Annotated in this window: 12 protein-coding genes; 9 read left to right on the top strand and 3 right to left on the bottom strand. The window is 60.8% G+C overall.

Annotated features, from left to right (window positions below; all coding sequences use genetic code 11):
• Position 1: 1 nt before the first annotated feature.
• From G5367_RS02440 to G5367_RS02450, 3 genes are all read right to left on the bottom strand, one after another.
• A complete protein-coding gene (locus tag G5367_RS02440) occupies positions 2-2194 on the bottom strand; it encodes a FimV/HubP family polar landmark protein (RefSeq protein WP_216978585.1) in 2193 nt (730 codons plus the stop codon).
• Positions 2195-2465: 271 nt separating this feature from the next.
• Positions 2466-3482 (bottom strand): aspartate-semialdehyde dehydrogenase, encoded by a 1017-nt coding sequence (locus G5367_RS02445; RefSeq protein ID WP_216978584.1) that lies wholly within the window; start codon positions 3480-3482, stop codon positions 2466-2468.
• Positions 3483-3675: 193 nt separating this feature from the next.
• Positions 3676-4797 carry a 4-phosphoerythronate dehydrogenase gene (locus G5367_RS02450; protein WP_421243731.1) on the bottom strand — a complete coding sequence of 374 codons (1122 nt, stop codon included), beginning with the start codon at positions 4795-4797 and terminating at the stop codon, positions 3676-3678.
• Between the two features lie 246 nt (positions 4798-5043).
• Here G5367_RS02450 and G5367_RS02455 point away from each other — a divergent pair, with 246 nt between their 5' ends.
• From G5367_RS02455 to G5367_RS02495, 9 genes are all read left to right on the top strand, one after another.
• The gene (locus G5367_RS02455; RefSeq protein WP_216978582.1) at positions 5044-5787 is read left to right on the top strand and encodes a phosphatase PAP2 family protein; all 744 of its coding nucleotides are present in this window, start codon (positions 5044-5046) and stop codon (positions 5785-5787) included.
• Between the two features lie 99 nt (positions 5788-5886).
• On the top strand, positions 5887-6564 hold the full coding sequence (rnt, locus tag G5367_RS02460) for a ribonuclease T (RefSeq protein ID WP_005344934.1): 678 nt from the start codon (positions 5887-5889) through the stop codon (positions 6562-6564).
• Positions 6565-6826: 262 nt separating this feature from the next.
• Complete coding sequence (locus G5367_RS02465) at positions 6827-8149, top strand: Na+/H+ antiporter family protein (RefSeq protein ID WP_421243732.1); 1323 nt, start codon at positions 6827-6829, stop codon at positions 8147-8149.
• Positions 8150-8513: 364 nt separating this feature from the next.
• Positions 8514-9272: a flagellar motor protein gene (locus G5367_RS02470; RefSeq protein WP_335843154.1), complete on the top strand. Its 759-nt coding sequence runs from the start codon at positions 8514-8516 to the stop codon at positions 9270-9272.
• Positions 9247-10125 (top strand): flagellar motor protein MotB, encoded by an 879-nt coding sequence (locus G5367_RS02475; protein ID WP_421243733.1) that lies wholly within the window; start codon positions 9247-9249, stop codon positions 10123-10125. The genes G5367_RS02470 and G5367_RS02475 overlap by 26 nt, the downstream gene beginning before the upstream one ends.
• A gap of 162 nt (positions 10126-10287) precedes the next feature.
• Positions 10288-12426 carry a TonB-dependent hemoglobin/transferrin/lactoferrin family receptor gene (locus G5367_RS02480; protein ID WP_421293811.1) on the top strand — a complete coding sequence of 713 codons (2139 nt, stop codon included), beginning with the start codon at positions 10288-10290 and terminating at the stop codon, positions 12424-12426.
• Positions 12426-14432 carry a prolyl oligopeptidase family serine peptidase gene (locus G5367_RS02485; RefSeq protein WP_421293812.1) on the top strand — a complete coding sequence of 669 codons (2007 nt, stop codon included), beginning with the start codon at positions 12426-12428 and terminating at the stop codon, positions 14430-14432. Before G5367_RS02480 ends, G5367_RS02485 begins: the two co-directional genes overlap by 1 nt.
• Positions 14429-16876 carry a proprotein convertase P-domain-containing protein gene (locus tag G5367_RS02490; protein WP_421293813.1) on the top strand — a complete coding sequence of 816 codons (2448 nt, stop codon included), beginning with the start codon at positions 14429-14431 and terminating at the stop codon, positions 16874-16876. The genes G5367_RS02485 and G5367_RS02490 overlap by 4 nt, the downstream gene beginning before the upstream one ends.
• Before the next feature lie 59 nt (positions 16877-16935).
• On the top strand, positions 16936-18375 hold the full coding sequence (locus G5367_RS02495; protein ID WP_421249190.1) for a DUF1566 domain-containing protein: 1440 nt from the start codon (positions 16936-16938) through the stop codon (positions 18373-18375).
• Positions 18376-18386 lie beyond the last annotated feature (11 nt).

Genomic DNA, 18386 nt, shown 5'->3' on the forward strand with positions numbered 1-18386 from the left:
CTCATCCCAGCCGTTTGAGCAGTTTCTCAGCCTCGGCACGCTGATGATCAGTTCCCTGCGCTGCCGCCTCTTGCAGCAATTCGCGGGCGCTGTCCTTGTCATCAATCTCGAGGTAGGCGCGGGCCAGATCCAGCTTGGCTCCCACACCACCGTCGTCGGCATCCACGTCAAACCCGGTGGATTCCGGCAGCACCTCGGGGAAGCCATCGAGCCCCACATCCAGCGAGAAGCCCTGATAAGGCTCCTGCTCAGTGGTGCTGGCATCGGCATCGGCCAGCAGCTTGTCGATCTCGACGTAGCCGCTCTCCTGCGCTTGCTCACGCGGCTGCACATCTGCCGGATGAGACTCCACTTCGGTAAAGGCATCCTCAAAATCGGAGAGCGCCAGTTCATTGGGATCCCACTCCAGATCCAGCTCGGTCTCCTTGCCTTTGGTTGACTCAAGCCCCAACTCGGCCAACATATCATCAGCCGAACCATCCACGCTCAAGTCGATGGCATTGTTGCCCTCGCCCGCAGCCGGTTCATCCACCTCGTGTTCAAAATCACCCAGATCAAAACTGGCCAGATCATCAGCAGCCGAACTCTTGCTGCTTGCACTCAACTCCGGTTCCAGATCAGCCGAAAGATCCGCATCAAGCTCGGCAAACAGGGCTGCCTGCAGCTCCTCTTCACTCATGAGCTCATCAGCCCCCCTGGACTTGGGGTTGAACTCGCTGGCCAGATCCATGTCGGGTTCATTGGCCAACGCGACAGGCTCATCCAGCGAGAGATCGAGATCCGGAACCAGATCAGGGTCGCGGCTGGTTGGCTGGGCAGCCATTCGCTCCGGCTCGAAACCTTGCAGATCTATCTCGCCATCGTCGCTGAAGACCAAGTCAACATCCGGCTTTTTAGCTGACGCATCGGGCTCGACCGGCATAAAACCATCAGGAGTATTGAGATCCGGCATCGGGCGCACCGGCTCGTTATCAGTCAAATCGACGCTTAACAGATCATCGAACTCGCTCTGCTCCTGATCCATCATCATGGCGGTGGATTCGGAGAGGCTCTTCTCCTGCTCCTCCAGCTCGCGACGAGCCCGAGCCCGCAGCCACAGGGTCACCAGCGCCAATACCAGCAGCACCGGCAACAGGATGATCATGGCGAGATTGAGCGGCGAGGATAGTAGCTCCATCAGCCAGTGCTGCTTGGGTTCAGGCTCTGCCACCACGGGGGGGACAGGTCTGGCCTTCAACTCGGCTAGCTCTTTTTGCAGCGCTGTCTGATCCTGCAACTGGGCCTTGAGGGTCTCGACCTCTTCGGTCAGGGATTGCAGGCGCAGTTTGAGCCTGTGGTTCATCTCGGTCACCTGACCGAGCTGGGCGTTGGCATCTTCCAGTGCCAACGCCATCTCGGTGGCCGGTTTGCCCACCGGTTTTTCAAGATCGGAAGGCAGAGGCGCCGGTGTGGTGTTTGCTGCGGCGCTCGTCGCCGGGACTGGGGCCACCGCCTCTTTTGACGCGGGCTCGCTCGCCTTGACAACATCTTTGGTTTCAGCAGACGGTTGCGGTGCTACAACAGGAGCAGGAATGGGGGCCGCTTTTGCCGCAGGCAACGGAGCTGGCGCGGTTTTCACCGGTTCGGCTTTGGCAGTCTCAACCTTCACGGGCTTGGCCGCCGGTTTGGCACCATGGGCCTGCTTCTCGGCGAGATACTTGGGACTCAGCCCCTTCCAGCTGGCGTTGTCACTGCGGAATCTGGCTCGCGCCTGGGCATCGGTGATGACGCTCGCTTCGGCCACGGTCGGCAGCAAAATGCGGGACCCCACCAGAATGTGGTTGATGTTGCCATCGGCAAAACTGCGGGGGTTTTTCTCGTAGATCGCTACCATGGTCTGGTAGACGCTGACATTACTGGAGGGGCGGTATTTGCTCGCCAGACTCCAGAGGGTATCGGTTGGACGAACAGGGCCATAACTACCGGCATTGGCCGTGACCTGACGAACCACAGGCTGGGCGGTTGCACGTACCGGTTGCGCAACGGGTCTGGCGACCGGCTGCGCCAGCGGTTGGGTATTGACGGCGGGAGGTACGGGCTCGTCAGGGCCTTTTAGCTCGACAAAAAAAGGCTCCCGCGCCGAATCTTCAGCCTGGACGTTGCCCAGCAGACCCAATGCGAAAAGCGTTGCCAATGTTATGCGGGAATGTCCCATATTCGTTCCTTCGTATGACGGCCCTATCACATTGAAAAATCTGGATAGTTACCCCAAAACAGTCGGTTCAATATAAATCAGGCTCGCGTCGCAAGCCAGTAGTCCGACACATTTAGCACCCGACTTGACTCTGAGTGTAGGAAAAAACTTAATCAGTTGATATCGCAACAGAATCTTGATGTAACGGAGTGCGGCATGGGTCACACCCCGGTTTGATCACAGGCCGGATGCGCAGCACTCCCTGCTGCGCATCTGTGACATCTCTCCAGCCTTACAGATAGTCGCGAACCAGCAGCTCGGCAATCTGTACACTGTTGGTTGCCGCGCCCTTACGAACGTTATCGGCCACGATCCACATATTGATACCACTCGGATGAGAAATATCCTGGCGCACCCGACCGACCAGCACCTCATCCTTGCCGGTGGCATCACGCACCGGGGTCGGATAGTCCCCTTCGTCATCAAACAGGGTCACGCCCGGTGCATTGCGCAGCAGGTCCTTGACCTGTTCGGCATCGAGCGGCTGGTGCAGTTCGACATGTACCGCCTCGGCGTGGCCGTAGAAGACCGGCACCCGCACGCAAGTCGGATTCACGGCAATGCTGGCATCGCCGAGGATCTTCTGGGTCTCCCACACCATCTTCATCTCTTCACGGGTGTAGCCGTTGTCGGTGAAGTTGTCGATCTGCGGGATCAGGTTAAAGGCGATCTGCTGCGGATAGAGGGTCGGTTCTACCGGACGACCGTTGAGCAGATGAGCGGTCTGTCCCGCCAGCTCGCTGATCCCCTCTTTGCCCGAGCCGGACACGGATTGATAGGTGGCAACATTGATACGGGCAATGCCCACTTCGTCATGCAGCGGCTTCAAGGCCACCAACATCTGGATAGTGGAGCAATTGGGGTTGGCGATGATGTTGCGATTGCGAAAATCGGCCAGCGCATCCGGGTTCACTTCCGGGATCACCAGCGGGATATCTTCGTCATAGCGGAAGCAGGAGGTATTGTCGATAACGATGCAGCCGTGCTCGGCAGCAATCGGTGCCCACTTGGCAGATGCCTCGGCACCGGCGGAGAAGAGTGCGATCTGCACCTGGCTCCAGTCAAACTCCTCCACATCGAGGATCTCGAGGTTCTTGCCGCCAAAACGCACGGTATCACCGGCACTGCGGCTGGAAGCCAGCGGATAGAGGGTCGCTACCGGAAATTCGCGCTCTTCCAGGATCTCGATCATCGCCTGACCCACGGCGCCGCTGGCACCCAATACCGCTACGTTAAACTGCTGGCTCATTCTGTTCTCCTCTGATAATGCTGCAATGGCGCCGACTGGCACCATGGTCGGCAGACTCTCGCGCTGCGAGATGACGCTGCCTGATATAGCTGAGTTGGCGCAGCAGGATCTGCGCCAACTCAGTAAAAAATGGTTTCAGTATGGCCAGTACGGCTCACCTCTTCCCGTTATCTTCCAACAGTTTGCCCCCTGTTCAGGAGCGTGACAGCGCAAATCCCAAGGCGCCGAGCGCCTGACAGGCAAAGGCCCCCTCAATCTGCAGGGAGGACAGTTCACGGCGCTCGGGATAGTGTTTGCGCTGCTCGTCAAAGCTGCCGGACTGGCCGAGTCGTACCCGAAAACGGGCATCATCGCGGCGCACGTCATAGACCAGATGCACCAGCTGCTTGATCAGCGCCTGATCCGGTATGCGGCCCGGCACCACTGCCTGCACATCGGGAGCTGGCAACAGCTGACTCAAATCCTGACGAGGCTCGCGCCCCAGCTGCTGGCAGAGCGCCTGATAGAGCATCCAGGTGCCACGCGCCTTCCCATCCAGGCTGTAACCGGCGATATGAGGGGTGGCAATCTCGGTATGGGGCACCAGCGCTGCCAGTGGCTCGGGCTCGTTCTCCCACACATCCATCACCAGTCGCAACGGCGCATCGCTCAACTGGCGTGCCAGCAGGGCCCGGTTATCCCACACCTCACCGCGGGATGCGTTGATCAGGATCTGCCCGGCAGGACGGACAGCTATCTGTTCTGCATCCAGCAGATGGTAGGTGGCATCCGGCCCTTCACGGGTAATGGGTACGTGAAAGCTGACAATATCGGCGTCAAGAGCGGTCTGATAGTCGACAAAACCCGCATCCGGATTATCCCGCGCCTTGGGCGGATCACAGCGCAGCACCTTCATGCCGAGCGCTTGGGCCTTGCCAGCCACGCACTCACCGGTATTGCCCGCGCCAATCACCGCCAGCGTCATCGCCGAGAGGTCGAGCTCGTAACGCTCCGCCAGTACCAGCAGAGCCGAGAGTACATAATCCCCCACCGAGTACTTGTTGCAACCGGGGGCGCTGAAGAAGGGAATATTGCGACTTGCCAGCAGGGCCTTGTCCACATGGTCGGTGCCGATGGTGGCGGTGCCGACAAACCCGAGTTTGGGGCTGGTTGCCAGCAAATCGCCGTTGACGCGGGTGACCGAACGCACCAGCAGCACATCAGCATCCAGCAGATCGCTAGCCTGCATCTGCCGTCCGGGCAAGGCGACTACCTCGCCAAATTCGGCAAACAGCTCAACGGCATGGGGCATATTCTCATCAACGACTATCTTCATCGGGCTCTCTTTGGTCACAACCGCCACGGGGGCGCCATTCTAGCGCAAAGCCGCCCGAGATTTCAGCCTGTGATGCAATCGGCAGAGAATCGGCATCCATTGCGCGGTGACGGCTCGATCCGACTGTTCAAACAGAATATTTCGCTACAAATGTGTAAGCAGAGGTAACAAACCCTCGGCTCGGCTTGGTCTGTACATGCCCCGATGGCACAATGCCTCCTCATTTTGCGATAGCCCATACTAGCCATGCCGCCACACTCATCATCGCTCTCAGCCCCAGTCCCATCACTCACGCGCAGTCAGGTGCTCGGGTTTAGCGCCCTATTGATCCTGCCGCTGCTGTTGCTCACTACGCTGCCCTGGCAGCCTTTTCTGATCGACTCCCTGCATTCAGGCTGGTTATGGTGGTCATACGCCCTGACCCGCATGGTCGATATTCCCGGGATCGGGGTCAGTGGCGCCCTCTTGCTGCTACTGACCCGCTACAAACTCAAACTGGAGTGGGCCTCCTTCATTGCGCTGGGGTGTGCACTGGCGGCCCTGCTTGCCAGCGACTGGGTGATCAAGAGCCTGGTCAAACACCTGACCGAAGAGCCCAGACCCTACCTGCTCTGGCTGGAGAGTCAGGGGCTGATCCCGGCCATTAAAAGCTTCTACGCCAGTAGCGTCGATGTACGCAGTGAGCAGGTGCATGCGGCCAGTCAGTTGCTGGCCCTGCCAGAGTGGCTCGGCCACCACTGGCAAAAGGAGGTGAATTACGCCTTCCCCTCTGGCCACAGTATCGCCGCCATCAGCCTGGCCCAATTCTTTGGCCTCATCTGGCTGGCCCGCGCCCCCACGGGCGTCTGGCTACTGCCACTGTGGGCCCTGGGGGTTGGTCTGTCGCGCATGGTAATGGGGATGCACTGGCCGGTGGATGTGCTGGCCAGCGCCCTGCTTGGCACTGTCACGGCGCTGATCGCCGCCCGCTGGTGGCTGCACAGATATTGAATCCAGCGCCATCTTGCACAGGCTTCCTGCGTGGGATGGGAGGACAAGCCAACGCTTTTTTGCCATAATGCCGCCTCATTTTATCCCGACCGAGATCCCATGACCGACGCAGTTCATACCCTCAAGGGCCGTTTCCGTGGTTTTTACCCCGTCGTCATCGATGTTGAAACAGCCGGGTTCAACGCCAAGACCGATGCTTTGCTCGAAATCGCGGCTTACACCCTGAAAATGGATGAGCAGGGCTGGCTCGTTCCCGACCAGGTGTTCCACTTTCATGTCGAGCCCTTCGAAGGGGCCAATCTGGAAAAGGCCGCGCTGGAGTTCACCGGCATAGACCCCTACAACCCGTTGCGTGGCGCAGTCTCGGAAAAAGAGGCATTGACCGAGATCTTCAAGGGGATCCGCAAGGGGATGAAGGAACAGGATTGCGGCCGCGCCATCATAGTGGCCCACAACGCCACCTTCGATCACGGCTTCGTGATGGCCGCCGCCGAACGAGCAGGCCTCAAGCGCAATCCGTTCCACCCGTTTGCCACCTTCGACACCGCCGCCCTCTCCGGGCTTGCGCTGGGTCAGACCGTGCTGGCCAAAGCGTGCCAGAGCGCCCGCATCCCGTTTGACAATAAAGAGGCGCACTCTGCCCTCTATGACACCGAGCGCACCACCGAGCTGTTCTGTCATATCGTCAACCGCTGGAAGAGCATGGGGGGCTGGCCGCCAGCGTATCCGGATGACGACACACCGGATACCCCTGCCGATGACGACGTGCAGACATAAACAAATGAAGGCTGCCACTGGCAGCCTTCGCTTTTTGCGAAACGGGTTTGAACGCACAGCGCACCGATAATCACTATCAACCGTTATGTATGCGATCTATGGAGACAAACAGGTCGGAAAGCCTCATGTTGATCAACCCGGCGCCACAAGCAGCAGTGATATGGCCGGCTTGACCGATTTTTTACTCGACATTTGTCACATTTTTCGCAAACTAACCCCCCTTCATATGACAGACAGCAATAACAAACTATAAGGAAATCAAATGAATCCTGTTGTTATCGCAGTCGGGCTGATGCTGGTGCTCAGTCTGCTGCGGATCAATGTGGTGGTCTCGCTGGCGCTGGGGGCCATTGCTGGCGGCCTGGTGGGCGGGCTGTCGTTGACCGATACCCTCACCACCTTCAGCGGTGGCCTGGGCGGTGGCGCCGAGATTGCTCTCTCCTACGCCATGCTGGGCGCCTTTGCGGTTGCCATCTCCCGCTCCGGGATCACCGACCTGCTGGCCCGCAAGGTGATCAGCCAGTTGGGCAAGGATGCCAGCTCGACCCGCATCATGTGGGTTAAAACCCTGCTGCTCTCTTCCGTGCTGGCCGTGGCCATCTCGTCCCAGAACCTGATCCCGGTTCATATCGCCTTTATTCCCATTCTGATCCCGCCGCTGCTGCATGTAATGGCGCAGATGCAGATCGACCGTCGTCAGGTGGCCTGTGTCATCACCTTTGGCCTGACCGCCACCTATATGGTGCTGCCGGTCGGCTTTGGCGGCATCTTCCTGAACAACATTCTGGCCAAGAACCTGATCGATAACGGCGTGCCCATCACCACCAGCCAGATCCCGCTGGCGATGGCCATTCCGGTTGCCGGTATGGTACTGGGCCTGCTGATTGCGGTATTCATCAGCTATCGCAAACCGCGCCAGTACGATCTGGCCAAGATCCTGGATGCCGAGCCCGAAGCGGTCGAGCTCAACCTCACTCATATCTGGGTGGCCCTGCTGGCCATTGGTGTAGCACTGGGGCTGCAGTTGATGACCAACAGCATCGTACTGGGTGCGCTGGCCGGTTTTGTCATCTTCACCTGCGGCGGCGTCATCAAGTTTCGCGAAAGCCAGGATGCTTTCACCCAGGGGGTGCGCATGATGTCGCTGATCGGCTTCATCATGATCTCCGCCGCCGGTTTTGCCGCGGTGATGAAGGCAACCCACGGGGTCGACTCTCTGGTAGAGGTGGTCGCCTCCGGCATCGGCCAGCACAAGGGGATCGCCGCCTTCCTGATGCTGCTGGTGGGCCTGCTCATCACCATGGGGATCGGCTCCTCCTTCTCCACCGTGCCCATCATCGCCACCATCTATGTGCCGCTCTGTCTGCAGCTCGGCTTCTCACCGATGGCGATCATCGCGCTGGTCGGTACCGCTGGCGCGCTGGGGGATGCGGGGTCACCGGCCTCCGACTCTACCCTGGGCCCGACATCCGGCCTCAACGCCGATGGCCAGCACGACCATATCTGGGACAGCGTGGTGCCCACCTTTATTCACTACAACATCCCGCTGGTGATCTTCGGCTGGATTGCAGCCATGGTGCTCTGATCGCCCCTCTGACATCGAGCCATATAATGCAAAATACGAAACAAGAAGGCGACCTGATGGTCGCCTTCTTGATGATGACGTCACCTAATCACCAGGATATGGTCCCGAGAGGAGAAGCTCTTTATTGTGCTTCATGGATTCCCGGCTCTGGATGATTGCGCACTATAGTAGCCGCAGACTGTTTCGCTCTTAGTCAGTCTCTCGCCACTGATGCCATAACAACGTTTGCCTCTCCCCGCTTTGTGCGCGACACCCGCAGCCACATACCACGCCGATTAATTGCTCAGCGATTGGATATCATTTTGAAAAACTGATACTTAACTAGCTACACTAGCCATTATCAACATACAGGGACGTGTAAAAAATGAGCTTGATTGGCTTGGTGCTGGCGTTGATCGCCATCCTTGGCGGCAACATGATCGAGGGTGGTCACCCCAGTGCACTGCTCGATCTGCCCGCATTCCTCATCGTGATCGGCGGCACCATAGGCGCTGCGCTGACCCAGTTCCCCTTCTCTGTCGTCGGTAGCACCATGAAGCGTTTCAAATGGCTGCTCTCTCCCCTCAAACTCGACATGCTGGAACAGGCCCAGTTGCTGGAGACCCTGGCAGGCAATGCTCGCCGCAGCGGCATGCTGGCGCTGGAAGGGATGATCGAGGAGATCAAGGATCCCTTCCTGAAGAAAGGGGTGCAGATGATGGTCGATGGCTACGAGAAGAACAAAATCCACGAGGTGCTGGAGAACGAGATCGAATTTGAACAGGAAGATCTCGAACAGACGGTCAAATTCTATGAAGCCATGGGAGGCTACTGCCCGACCATGGGGATCGTCGGCGCGGTATTTGGCCTGATCCACGCCATGGGTCTGCTGGATGCCCCCGACAAGCTGGGTGGCGCCATCGCGGTGGCTTTTATCGCCACCATCTACGGGGTATCCGCCGCCAACCTGATCTTCTTGCCGTTCGGCAACCGCTACAAGGGGTTTGCCCACCAGATCCGCCACTACAAGGAGATGACTCTGACCGGCATTCTCTGCATCGTGGATGGCGAGTCCCAAGCACGCCTGCAAGTGACCCTCGAACCTTATCTGGGAGGCCATGGTGGCGAAAAAGAAAAAGGCTGAAGCGCCGGAGAACCACGAACGCTGGCTGGTCTCCTATGCCGACTTCATGACATTGCTGTTCGCCCTGTTTGTGGTGCTCTACTCCTTTGCCATGGCCAAGCAGTCCGAAACCCGGGTGCTTATCCAGGGCTTTATCGAGTCGCTGGGTAAAATCGGCCTCATCTCCCCGCCTGCCGGCTCACCCTTGATGCAGGGGGGCACAGGGATTCTTGAACCGGAATCGAAGACCACGCCAAGCAGCCCGAAAGAAGAGACTGTGCTGGAGAAAGATGCCCCCATGGCGGCATCGGATCCATTCAACGAGACCATAGGTGCCTCGGAAAAGCCGAGCGCCACCGAATCCTGGCCCCACAAGACCCAGGAGCAGGAGTGGGTGCAGGTGACCAAGCAGAAGCTGGAGCAACAGCTCAAGGCCCAGATCGAATCGAAGGATCTGGAGGTCGAGCAGCTCGGTAGTCAGCTGGTGATCCGTATCGGCGAGAAAGCGCTGTTCCCCTCCGATTCGGCGTTCCTGCAGCCTCAGTTCGTCCCGCTGGTCCATAAGATCGCCGGCATTCTGGCCAATATCCCGGGGCAGGTAGTGGTCACCGGTCATACCGACAACTCCCAGGCGCCGGTGGAGCTCTATCGCAATAACTGGGAGCTCTCGGTGCTGCGGGCCTCTTCCATCGTGCAGACCATGCTGACCAACCCCCAGCTGGATGCCAGACGAGTCATCGCTCAGGGGGTTGCCGACACTCAACCCCGCTTTGCCAATGACACCCCTGAACATCGCCAGGCGAATCGCCGGGTCGATATCACCCTCTCTCAAGGCAAGGCCGCAGAAGAGTCGCTGCAACTGCTCAAGCCCTGATCCCCCCGCTCCTGCCTCGCGTGGGAGCCTCTTTTTAAAAACAAATAGCTCAATAATATCAACATCATAAGATCTTAATGATAATGATTGCCATTTATTGTCAAGTGGTCAGGCCTCTGCAATAATGCCGCCCCTCAGGCTTAAATAAAAACAATTATCATTATGAACAAACTGCTTCAGGCATGGCCGGCACTCCTTTGTGCCTCCGCTGGCGCGGCCGATCTTCCCCCTGTGGAGAAGGCTCGCAGCGACGACACCATCATTGTCACCGGGCAACGGGTACAACAGAAACTCTCCGATGTCTCCGGCTCCATCACCGTCATCACCCAGGAAGAGCTGGACCGTCAGGTCGCCAGCGAGCTGACTCATGTGTTTCGCAAGATCCCCGGTGTCTCGGTCACCGGCTCTGCCGGGCGACCGCAAAACATCAGCGTGCGCGGCATCGGTGGCAACCGTATCCTGCTGATCAAGGATGGGGTGCGCGTCAGTGACGGCTTTGGCGCCGACAACATCAATGACAAGGTGGGTCGCTTCAACTTCGATCTCGATGACATCAAACAGATTGAGGTGGCCAAGGGGGCGGGCTCCTCCCTGCATGGCTCCGATGCCATCGGCGGCACCGTGGTGATGAATACCAAGCAGCCAGAAGATTATCTGCAACAGCAAGATAGCTATCTGGCGGCCAAAACCCTCTACGGTGGCGACAGCAACAAGAAGAAGCTCAGCATGACCGGCGCGGTGCGGGCACTGGAGAGCGAACATCTGTTGCGCCTCTCCGGCTGGCGTGGCAACGAAACCGCCAACTTTGAGGAGAACCGCATTCCGGCTGATTTGGATGGCATGAGTGCCTCCACCAGCAGCCGCCTCCCCCTCAATGCCCATCACGCTCTGCGGCTGGAGCTGGACTATTACGAGGATCACGCCAAACGCCAGATGGGGCCCAAAGCGGTGCCCCAACCCGATGGCAGCTGGGACGTGGTCGGTTTTCAGGAAGATGGCGATCAGCGCACCCAGGGCGGCAAGTTCAGCTGGGAGGCCAGCAACCTGGGCATGGTCGATACCCTCAACTGGAGCCTGTTTGGCAACCAGTCACGCAACGAGGCCAACCAGCGCCAGCTGCTGCGCAACGATGCCCTGAGCGGCTATCCCAGATATCGCAGCCAGCGCACCCTCTCCACGTTCGAGGAGCTGCGCCTTGGCAGTGAGCTGGAGCTGCAGAGCAAGCTGAGCACCGGCTCGCTGGATCACACCTTCAGCTACGGTGTGGAGCTGGAGCAGGCCAACCACGAGCGGCCGGTCAGCAATCTGACACTGGAAGATGGCATCACCACCCAGGGACAGAAAGCTCCCTTCAGCAAGGCCGAGACCCGCCGCGATGGCATCTGGCTGAGCGATGTGATCGATCTGGGCAGCTGGCAGTTTACGCCGACCCTGCGCTTTGACCGCCAGCGCCTGCGCGCACCGGACAGCAATCTGGCCGAGAACCACAGCGATCACATCTCCCCCAGTGTGGCGGCCAGTTACCGCTTCAACGAAACATGGCGCAGCTGGCTCAGCTATGCCAACGGCTTCCGCGCTCCCGCTTACGATCAGGTTTACGGCAACATTCCTCACTACTTTGCCATGCCGCCGTTCGAGATCATTGCCAACCCCAACCTCAAGGAGGAGACCAGCCACAGTCTGGAGTGGGGAGTGAATGGCCAAAGCGACAACTGGAGCGTCAAACCGGCCGTTTTCTACAACCGCTACTACAACTTCATCGACTGGCGCCAGACCGGTTTTCGCCTCGATGACGGTGTCTTCCTGCGCCAATATCGCAACGTTGCCAAAGCAGAAACCTGGGGCGCCGAGCTGGCCGCCAGCCTCTGGCTGAGCGACGAGTGGGAGCTTTCGACCAATCTGGCCTGGATGGATGGCAAGGATCACCGCGGTGAGCCGCTGCGCACCCAGACACCGCTGGAAGGCAACACCACCCTGCGCTGGCAACAGCTCGACTGGGGGGTTGAGCTCAGTGGCAACTATGCCGCCGCCATGACCAAGGTGCCCCAGTGCGCCAATGCGCAGACTGGCTACAACGGAGCCTGCCAGAGCAGCGCAGGCTGGTTCAGCCTGGATCTCACCGGCGACTGGCAGATCACCGAGGCGCTCAAGGTCAATGCCACCATCGGCAACCTGCTCGATACCCGCTACGTCCGCTATCAGGATGTGGCCGGAATTCCGGCTGGCAGCGATACCTCCCTCTACAGCCAGAGCGGCCGCTACCTGTCAGCCAGCCTCAGCTACCGTTTCGTGGGGATGTGATGAAACATCATGCAATCATGGCAGCCCTGTTGGCCGCCCCGTTGGCGTGGGCGCAAGAGGCCCTGCCACCGCCGATCCCGTCCCAATCGCACCTGATTTCAGGCAATCCCGTACGCCAGGATCCCTACTTCTGGTTGCGGGACGAGAGCCGCAGCAACCCGGCCATTCTCGCCCTGCTCAAGCAGCAAAATCACTGGAGCGAGCAGCAACTCGCCGCGCAGCAGCCGCTGGAAGCAACCTTGCGCGCCGAATTTGCCCGTCATCCGGCGGGTGAACCCGTACCGGACAACTGGCTTGTCCGCGGCGATCAGGCATGGCAGCTGCGTCCGGATGGCTCACTCTGGCAACGCCACGGGGGCAAGGTGCAGCAGCGGCTTCCCGCCAGAGCGGTTGAGGGCTATTACGAAGCGGGCGGCTGGGCACTGAGCCCGGATAACCTCACACTGGCCATCGCCGAAGACAGGCGCGGCGATCTCGACTATCAGGTCACCCTGCTCGATCTCCAAAGCGGCAAGGCGCTGGCCAGTTTGGCGCAGCGCAGCGCTGATCTCGCCTGGTCACAAGATGGTCGCACCCTCTACACCATCGCCAACGAGCGTTACACCCTACGCCCCTGGCAGTTGCGCGGCTGGCAGGATGGCCAGGAGCAGACTCTCTATGAGGAGCAGGATCCCGCCTGGCTGCTCAGCCTCTATCGCACCACGGATGGCCAGCATCTGGTGTTGCAGGGCAACAACCACGACAGCTCGGAGCAGTACCTGCTCGACTCGGACAAGCCGCAGCAGATCAAACCCCGCCAGCGCGGGGTGGAATACTATCTGGACAGCCAGTCTGGCTGGGTGATCAAGAGCAACCGGGAGGGGGCATTTGCCCTCTACTCAGCCAACACGCCGCTCGGTGAGTGGCAGCGCCTGTGGCCCGCCAAAGGGGAGGATCTCGGCGATCCCGAGAAGTGGCGACTGTTTGATCGCCATCTGGTGGTGCAGTTTCGCCAGCAGGGGGAGGATTGGCTCGCCCTGCTCGACCGCAACGGCCATGAACGCCAGCGCCTGCCGCTGGCCAGTGGCGCAGGAACCGGCTGGCTGCAAGGAGAACATGACCCGGCCAGCGACCGCATTCTGGTGCGCAGTCAGGGCTTGAGCCAGCCCCCTGGCCAGCGCTGGCTGGATTTGACCAGCGGCCAGTGGATCAACGACCAGCACACCGCAGGCAATAAAGCATTGCCCTATCAGAGCGAGCGGCGCTGGATCACCTCTGCCGATGGCACCCGGGTGCCTGTCTCGCTGGTGTGGCGCAAGGATCTGGCCCCTCGCGCCGTGCTGCTCTACGGCTATGGTGCCTATGGCACGCCGATGCGCCCCTACTACCAGAAAGAGCTGTTAAGCCTGCTGGATCGGGGCTTTGTCTACGCCATCGCCCATGTGCGCGGCGGCGGCATGCTGGGGGAGCAGTGGACCCGCGACGGACGGGGCATACACAAGCAGAACGGCATCAGCGACTTTATTGCTGCCGGCAATACCCTGCGCCACTGGTCGCCCGACTCTGCTCCCCTGCCCCTGTTTGCCATGGGGGGCAGCGCGGGGGGCACGCTGGTTGCTGCGGCCCTCAACCAGCAACCGACGCTCTTTAGCGGCGCCGTGTTGCAGGTTCCCTTCGTCGATATGCTCGGCACCATGAGCGATCCCGCCCTCCCCCTGACCCGTCAGGAGTACCAGGAGTGGGGCAATCCGGCTAGGCCCGCAGAGTATCAGGCGATGCGTCGCATCAGCCCCTACGACAACCTGCACCGCGCCCCCTACCCGCCCCTGCTGGTCACTACCGCCCTGCACGATAGCCAGGTCCCCTACTGGGAGCCGGTCAAATGGCTGGCCCGCCTGCGGGAGCACAGCACGGGCTCCGGCCCCTACCTGCTGCTGACCGAACTGGAGGGAGGCCACCGCGCCGGTGGTGGCGATCGGGCTCGTGAATTTGCCTTCTTGTTGCATCTGGCGGGGATCAACCAATGACCCTGCCGCTGATTGGGAGTACCACTATGAAACCCCTGTTGCCCGCCCTCTTGCTGGGGCTGGCTGGCTTTGCCACCGAGGCCGCCGAACTGCGTTTTGTCGAACAGGACGCCCCGGCCGATCCCCGCCTCTGGCTCGAACAGCAGCTCGGCGTCACCCTGAGTGATGCCCCAGCCTACCAGCGCCAAGGCAAGCTGGGCCACTATCTGCATTATCGCCAGCAGCTCAATGGCGCACCGATCGCCGGTCTCATGGCTGCCGTCAGTCTCGATGAGCAGGGTCGCCCGTGGCGCCTTTATCACAATACCCGGCTGATGCAGGCACAGGCGGCTCCATGTGATGAAGCAAGCCGCGCCGGGGTGGATGCCTATACCGCCACGCTGGATGGCGCTGTGTGGCAATTCGCTGGCAGTGACGAAGCCCAGCCCTGGTACTGGCAGGATGGCGACACCCTGACCCCCGCCTGGCGCCTGCTGGCGGTGGAAAGCCAGCCGGGCAACAGCAAGAGCAGCCACTGGCAACTGTTTGTCACCTGCGATGGCAGCGCCCTGCTGGGGCGCACGCTGCAAGAGGCCAACACCCGTGCCGAAGCGGCACCGCTGGCAGGGGAAGCGGCCACGGTGCAGGCCCGCATCTTTGCCCTCGACCCACGCACTCAGCTGCAAGATGGCAATTTGCTGTGGCGCCACGATCTGGTACTGGACAACTGGGCCTATCGCACCGTGCCGCTCACGCTACAAAAGGTGGATGACACCTACCAGCTGAGTGGCCCACGCGCCCGGGTCGTGGATGGCACGGAGCCGGAAACTGCCCCCTTTAGCAGCCCTGATGCCGATGGCTTCCAGCTGGATCACCAGCAGCCCGCCTTCCTCGATATCAATGGCTACTACCATCTGGATCTGGCCCAGCGCCATGTGGAATCCCTTGGCTACCCGACGCTGATGGGCGGCCCCCTGGCCATCGATACCGATGCCGGGGAGCAGGACAACTCCCTCTATGACCCCTTCCTGCGCCGGTTGGAAATTGGCCGGATAGGGGTGCCCGACGCGGAAGATCCCATGGTGATCTGGCACGAGTTTGGCCATGCGGTGCAGCACCATATCCTGCCCGACATGGGAGAAGAGGGTGACTGGGGCGCCATCGGCGAGGGCTTTAGCGACTATCTGGCCGCCAGCTGGCGCCAGCGCAGTCCCGAAGCCCGCCAGTTCGAGCCTTTCATGGTCTTCAACTGGGATGCCAGGATCAGCGGCCGGACGCCCCGTCAGCTCGATGATCTGCGGGCGCGCTATCATCCGGGCTTCCTCTATCCGGCTCACCTCACCATCAACGGCAGCAACGGCGACCAGCTGTGGGGCACCCCGCTCTTCACCGCGCTGCGCCAGGCCGTTGAACAGTATGGCGAGGTAGCCCGTGACGAGTTCGATACCCTGCTGATTGAATCCCACTTCGGCCTCGGCCCGCAGGTGCGGATGCCCCAGCTGGCGCGGGTCACCGTGGATACCGCCAACCGCCTCTATCCGGATCGCAGTTATGGCAAGCTGCTGGAGCAGGCCTTCCGCCACCACGCCCTGCTGCCCACGCCCATCGCGGCCCGCCTTGCCGATGACAGCTACCTGTTGCCCGGGGAGAAAAAGAGCCTCGCCATCGAATTGACCAACCAGAGCGGCCGCCCCCTGACCGTGGCTGACGCCAGCCTGCTCCCGAGCAAGGGGCTCATGGGTGACGGTCACTGGCAGGGAGAGCTCAACGCCGATGGCAGCGCCCGCTGGACCCTGCCGCTGGAAGCGGCGAGCAACCTGACCTGTGGCGAGGCAGTCACCTTGCCGCTGCAGTTCCAGCTCACCCTGCCCAGCCCCACCGAGCGCCAGACCCGCCTTGACCTGCAACTGCCGATCGGTGAACCGCTCTGGCAGCGGGCCATCGGTCAGGGTGGCCAGATCAAGGATGCGGTGAGCGATGAGCGGCACGGCCTGTCCCGCTTCACTCTCACCCTGCCCGAGAGCAAGGCCCGCATCGACAGCGGATTCGTGGTTGCCCTCGATCTGGAGCACAGCAAGCTGGAGCAGCTGGAGATCTGGCTCACCTCCCCTTACGGCACCCGGATCAGCCTGTGGAACAAGGGCTACGCCAGTCATACCCGGCTTAAGGGGGAGTTTCCCCGTGAACTGGTACCGTTCGAATCGCTAGACAAGCTGCACGGCGAACCGCTCGCTGGCCGCTGGCTGCTGGAGATCAACGACACCAGCGCCGGTGACACCGGTCAGTTGCGCAACTGGCGGGTCGCCCAGCAAGTCGGCGCCCGCTGCGACAAGGATGAAGCCCTGCCCAACACCGGCATCATTCCCCTTGAGCAGGATGAAGGGGGTGGCGGCACGACTTCCCCCCTGCTGCTGTTGCTGACCCTCTGGCCCCGCCTCTGGCGCCGGAGCACCCCGCGCCGTTGAATCCTGTACCGCGGGGGTTACCGCCCCCGTGAACCTGTGACCGAATCAAGGAATGTGAAGTGAAACCATCCGTACTGGTTATTGCAACCCTCTCAGCCCTGCTCAGCGCCTGTGGCGGCGGGGAAGATAACGCACCACTGGCGATCCCGGACTACCGGGTCGATGTCGCCCTGCCGACTGCCGGTACCCTGTGCGCCGATCTGGATCAGAACTGGCAATGTGATCCTGCCGACCCTGCCGTCACCGGCGAAGGAGCTGTGGCCCTGGTCAGCCGTTCGGCCAACATCGTCAACTCGCCCCTGCTGTTCGTACCGAGGAGCGGAGGCCTTCTGCTGGCACACCCAGCCGCCAAAGGGGACCCACAACGGCTGCAACCGACCCTTCTCAGCACCCTATGGCAGAGCCGCATTGCCGAAGGGGTGGCCGCCGATCGCGCACTGACGCAGCTGCTGGCCGATCTCGCGCCGCTGCAACCGGGCAGCGACCGCGCGGCCCTCGCAGGTCTCGGCCAGTTTGATCAGGCGCTACAGCAGGTGGCGATCAGCTTGCAGCAACAGGCCCGCACACGCCTTGCCACCGCCAAGGAGACCCAGTTGCTCACCACCAGCTATCGCGCCATCAGCCTGATGCTGGCGCAATTGGCTCAGGAGTGGCAGCGTAACGGCCAGTTTGCCGAAGAGACCCAAAGCGAGCTACTGACCCTGCTGGTGCAGCAGCAGCCACGCAACCTGCTGACCGTCACCGGCGTCACCACCTTCAGCGATGGCAACGATCCGCTGCTGGAACAGGAGCCCGACGACTATCCGGGACAAGATGCCAGCTGGAATCGCACTCGTCCCCAGCTTGCCTATCGCAAACTCGATGATCGCGGTCAGGCGCTCCCTGACAACGCGCCGAGCTGGCAGTGCGTCAAGGATCTCAATACCGGTCTGGTGTGGGAGGTCAAATCGGACGATCCCTTGAGTCCGGCCTGGAAAAGCAGACCCTTTGCCTATGAGGATGAGCAGTTCAAGGCGACCGCAGGCGAGCAGCAAGCGGCCTACCAGCATATTCATAAGAGGATCGAACAGCTCACCGCCGAAGGAGATCTGGCGGCCCTCGCCCGGGCACAGGCGCTGACCACCATGCTGACCACCCGCGCGTATCAGCAGTGGCTCAATGGCGAGCAGCGCTGCGGCATCAGCCAGTGGCGGCTGCCCACCATGGGTGAACTGATGTCACTGATGCACTACGGTAGCCTGGCCAAGGACCCGCTGGGTCAGCGCATCATCGTGGATACCCGTTACTTCCCGGATATCGCCCCCTCGGAAGATGACACCTACCATGGCTACTACTGGAGCGCCACCAGCAACACAGCTCAGCGCTTCTCCGGTGGTCCCATCAGCAAACGCACAGTCCTGCTCCTGGGAGAAGATGCGGGCACCACCTATCCCGCGCTGGTGCAGCAAGATACCTATATCGAGCTGATGCAGGTACGACTGGTCGCCACTCCCCAATAACCCGAGGAATA

It is taken from the genome of Aeromonas sp. 604282 (assembly GCF_049170575.1).
Lineage (GTDB): Bacteria > Pseudomonadota > Gammaproteobacteria > Enterobacterales > Aeromonadaceae > Aeromonas > Aeromonas veronii_A.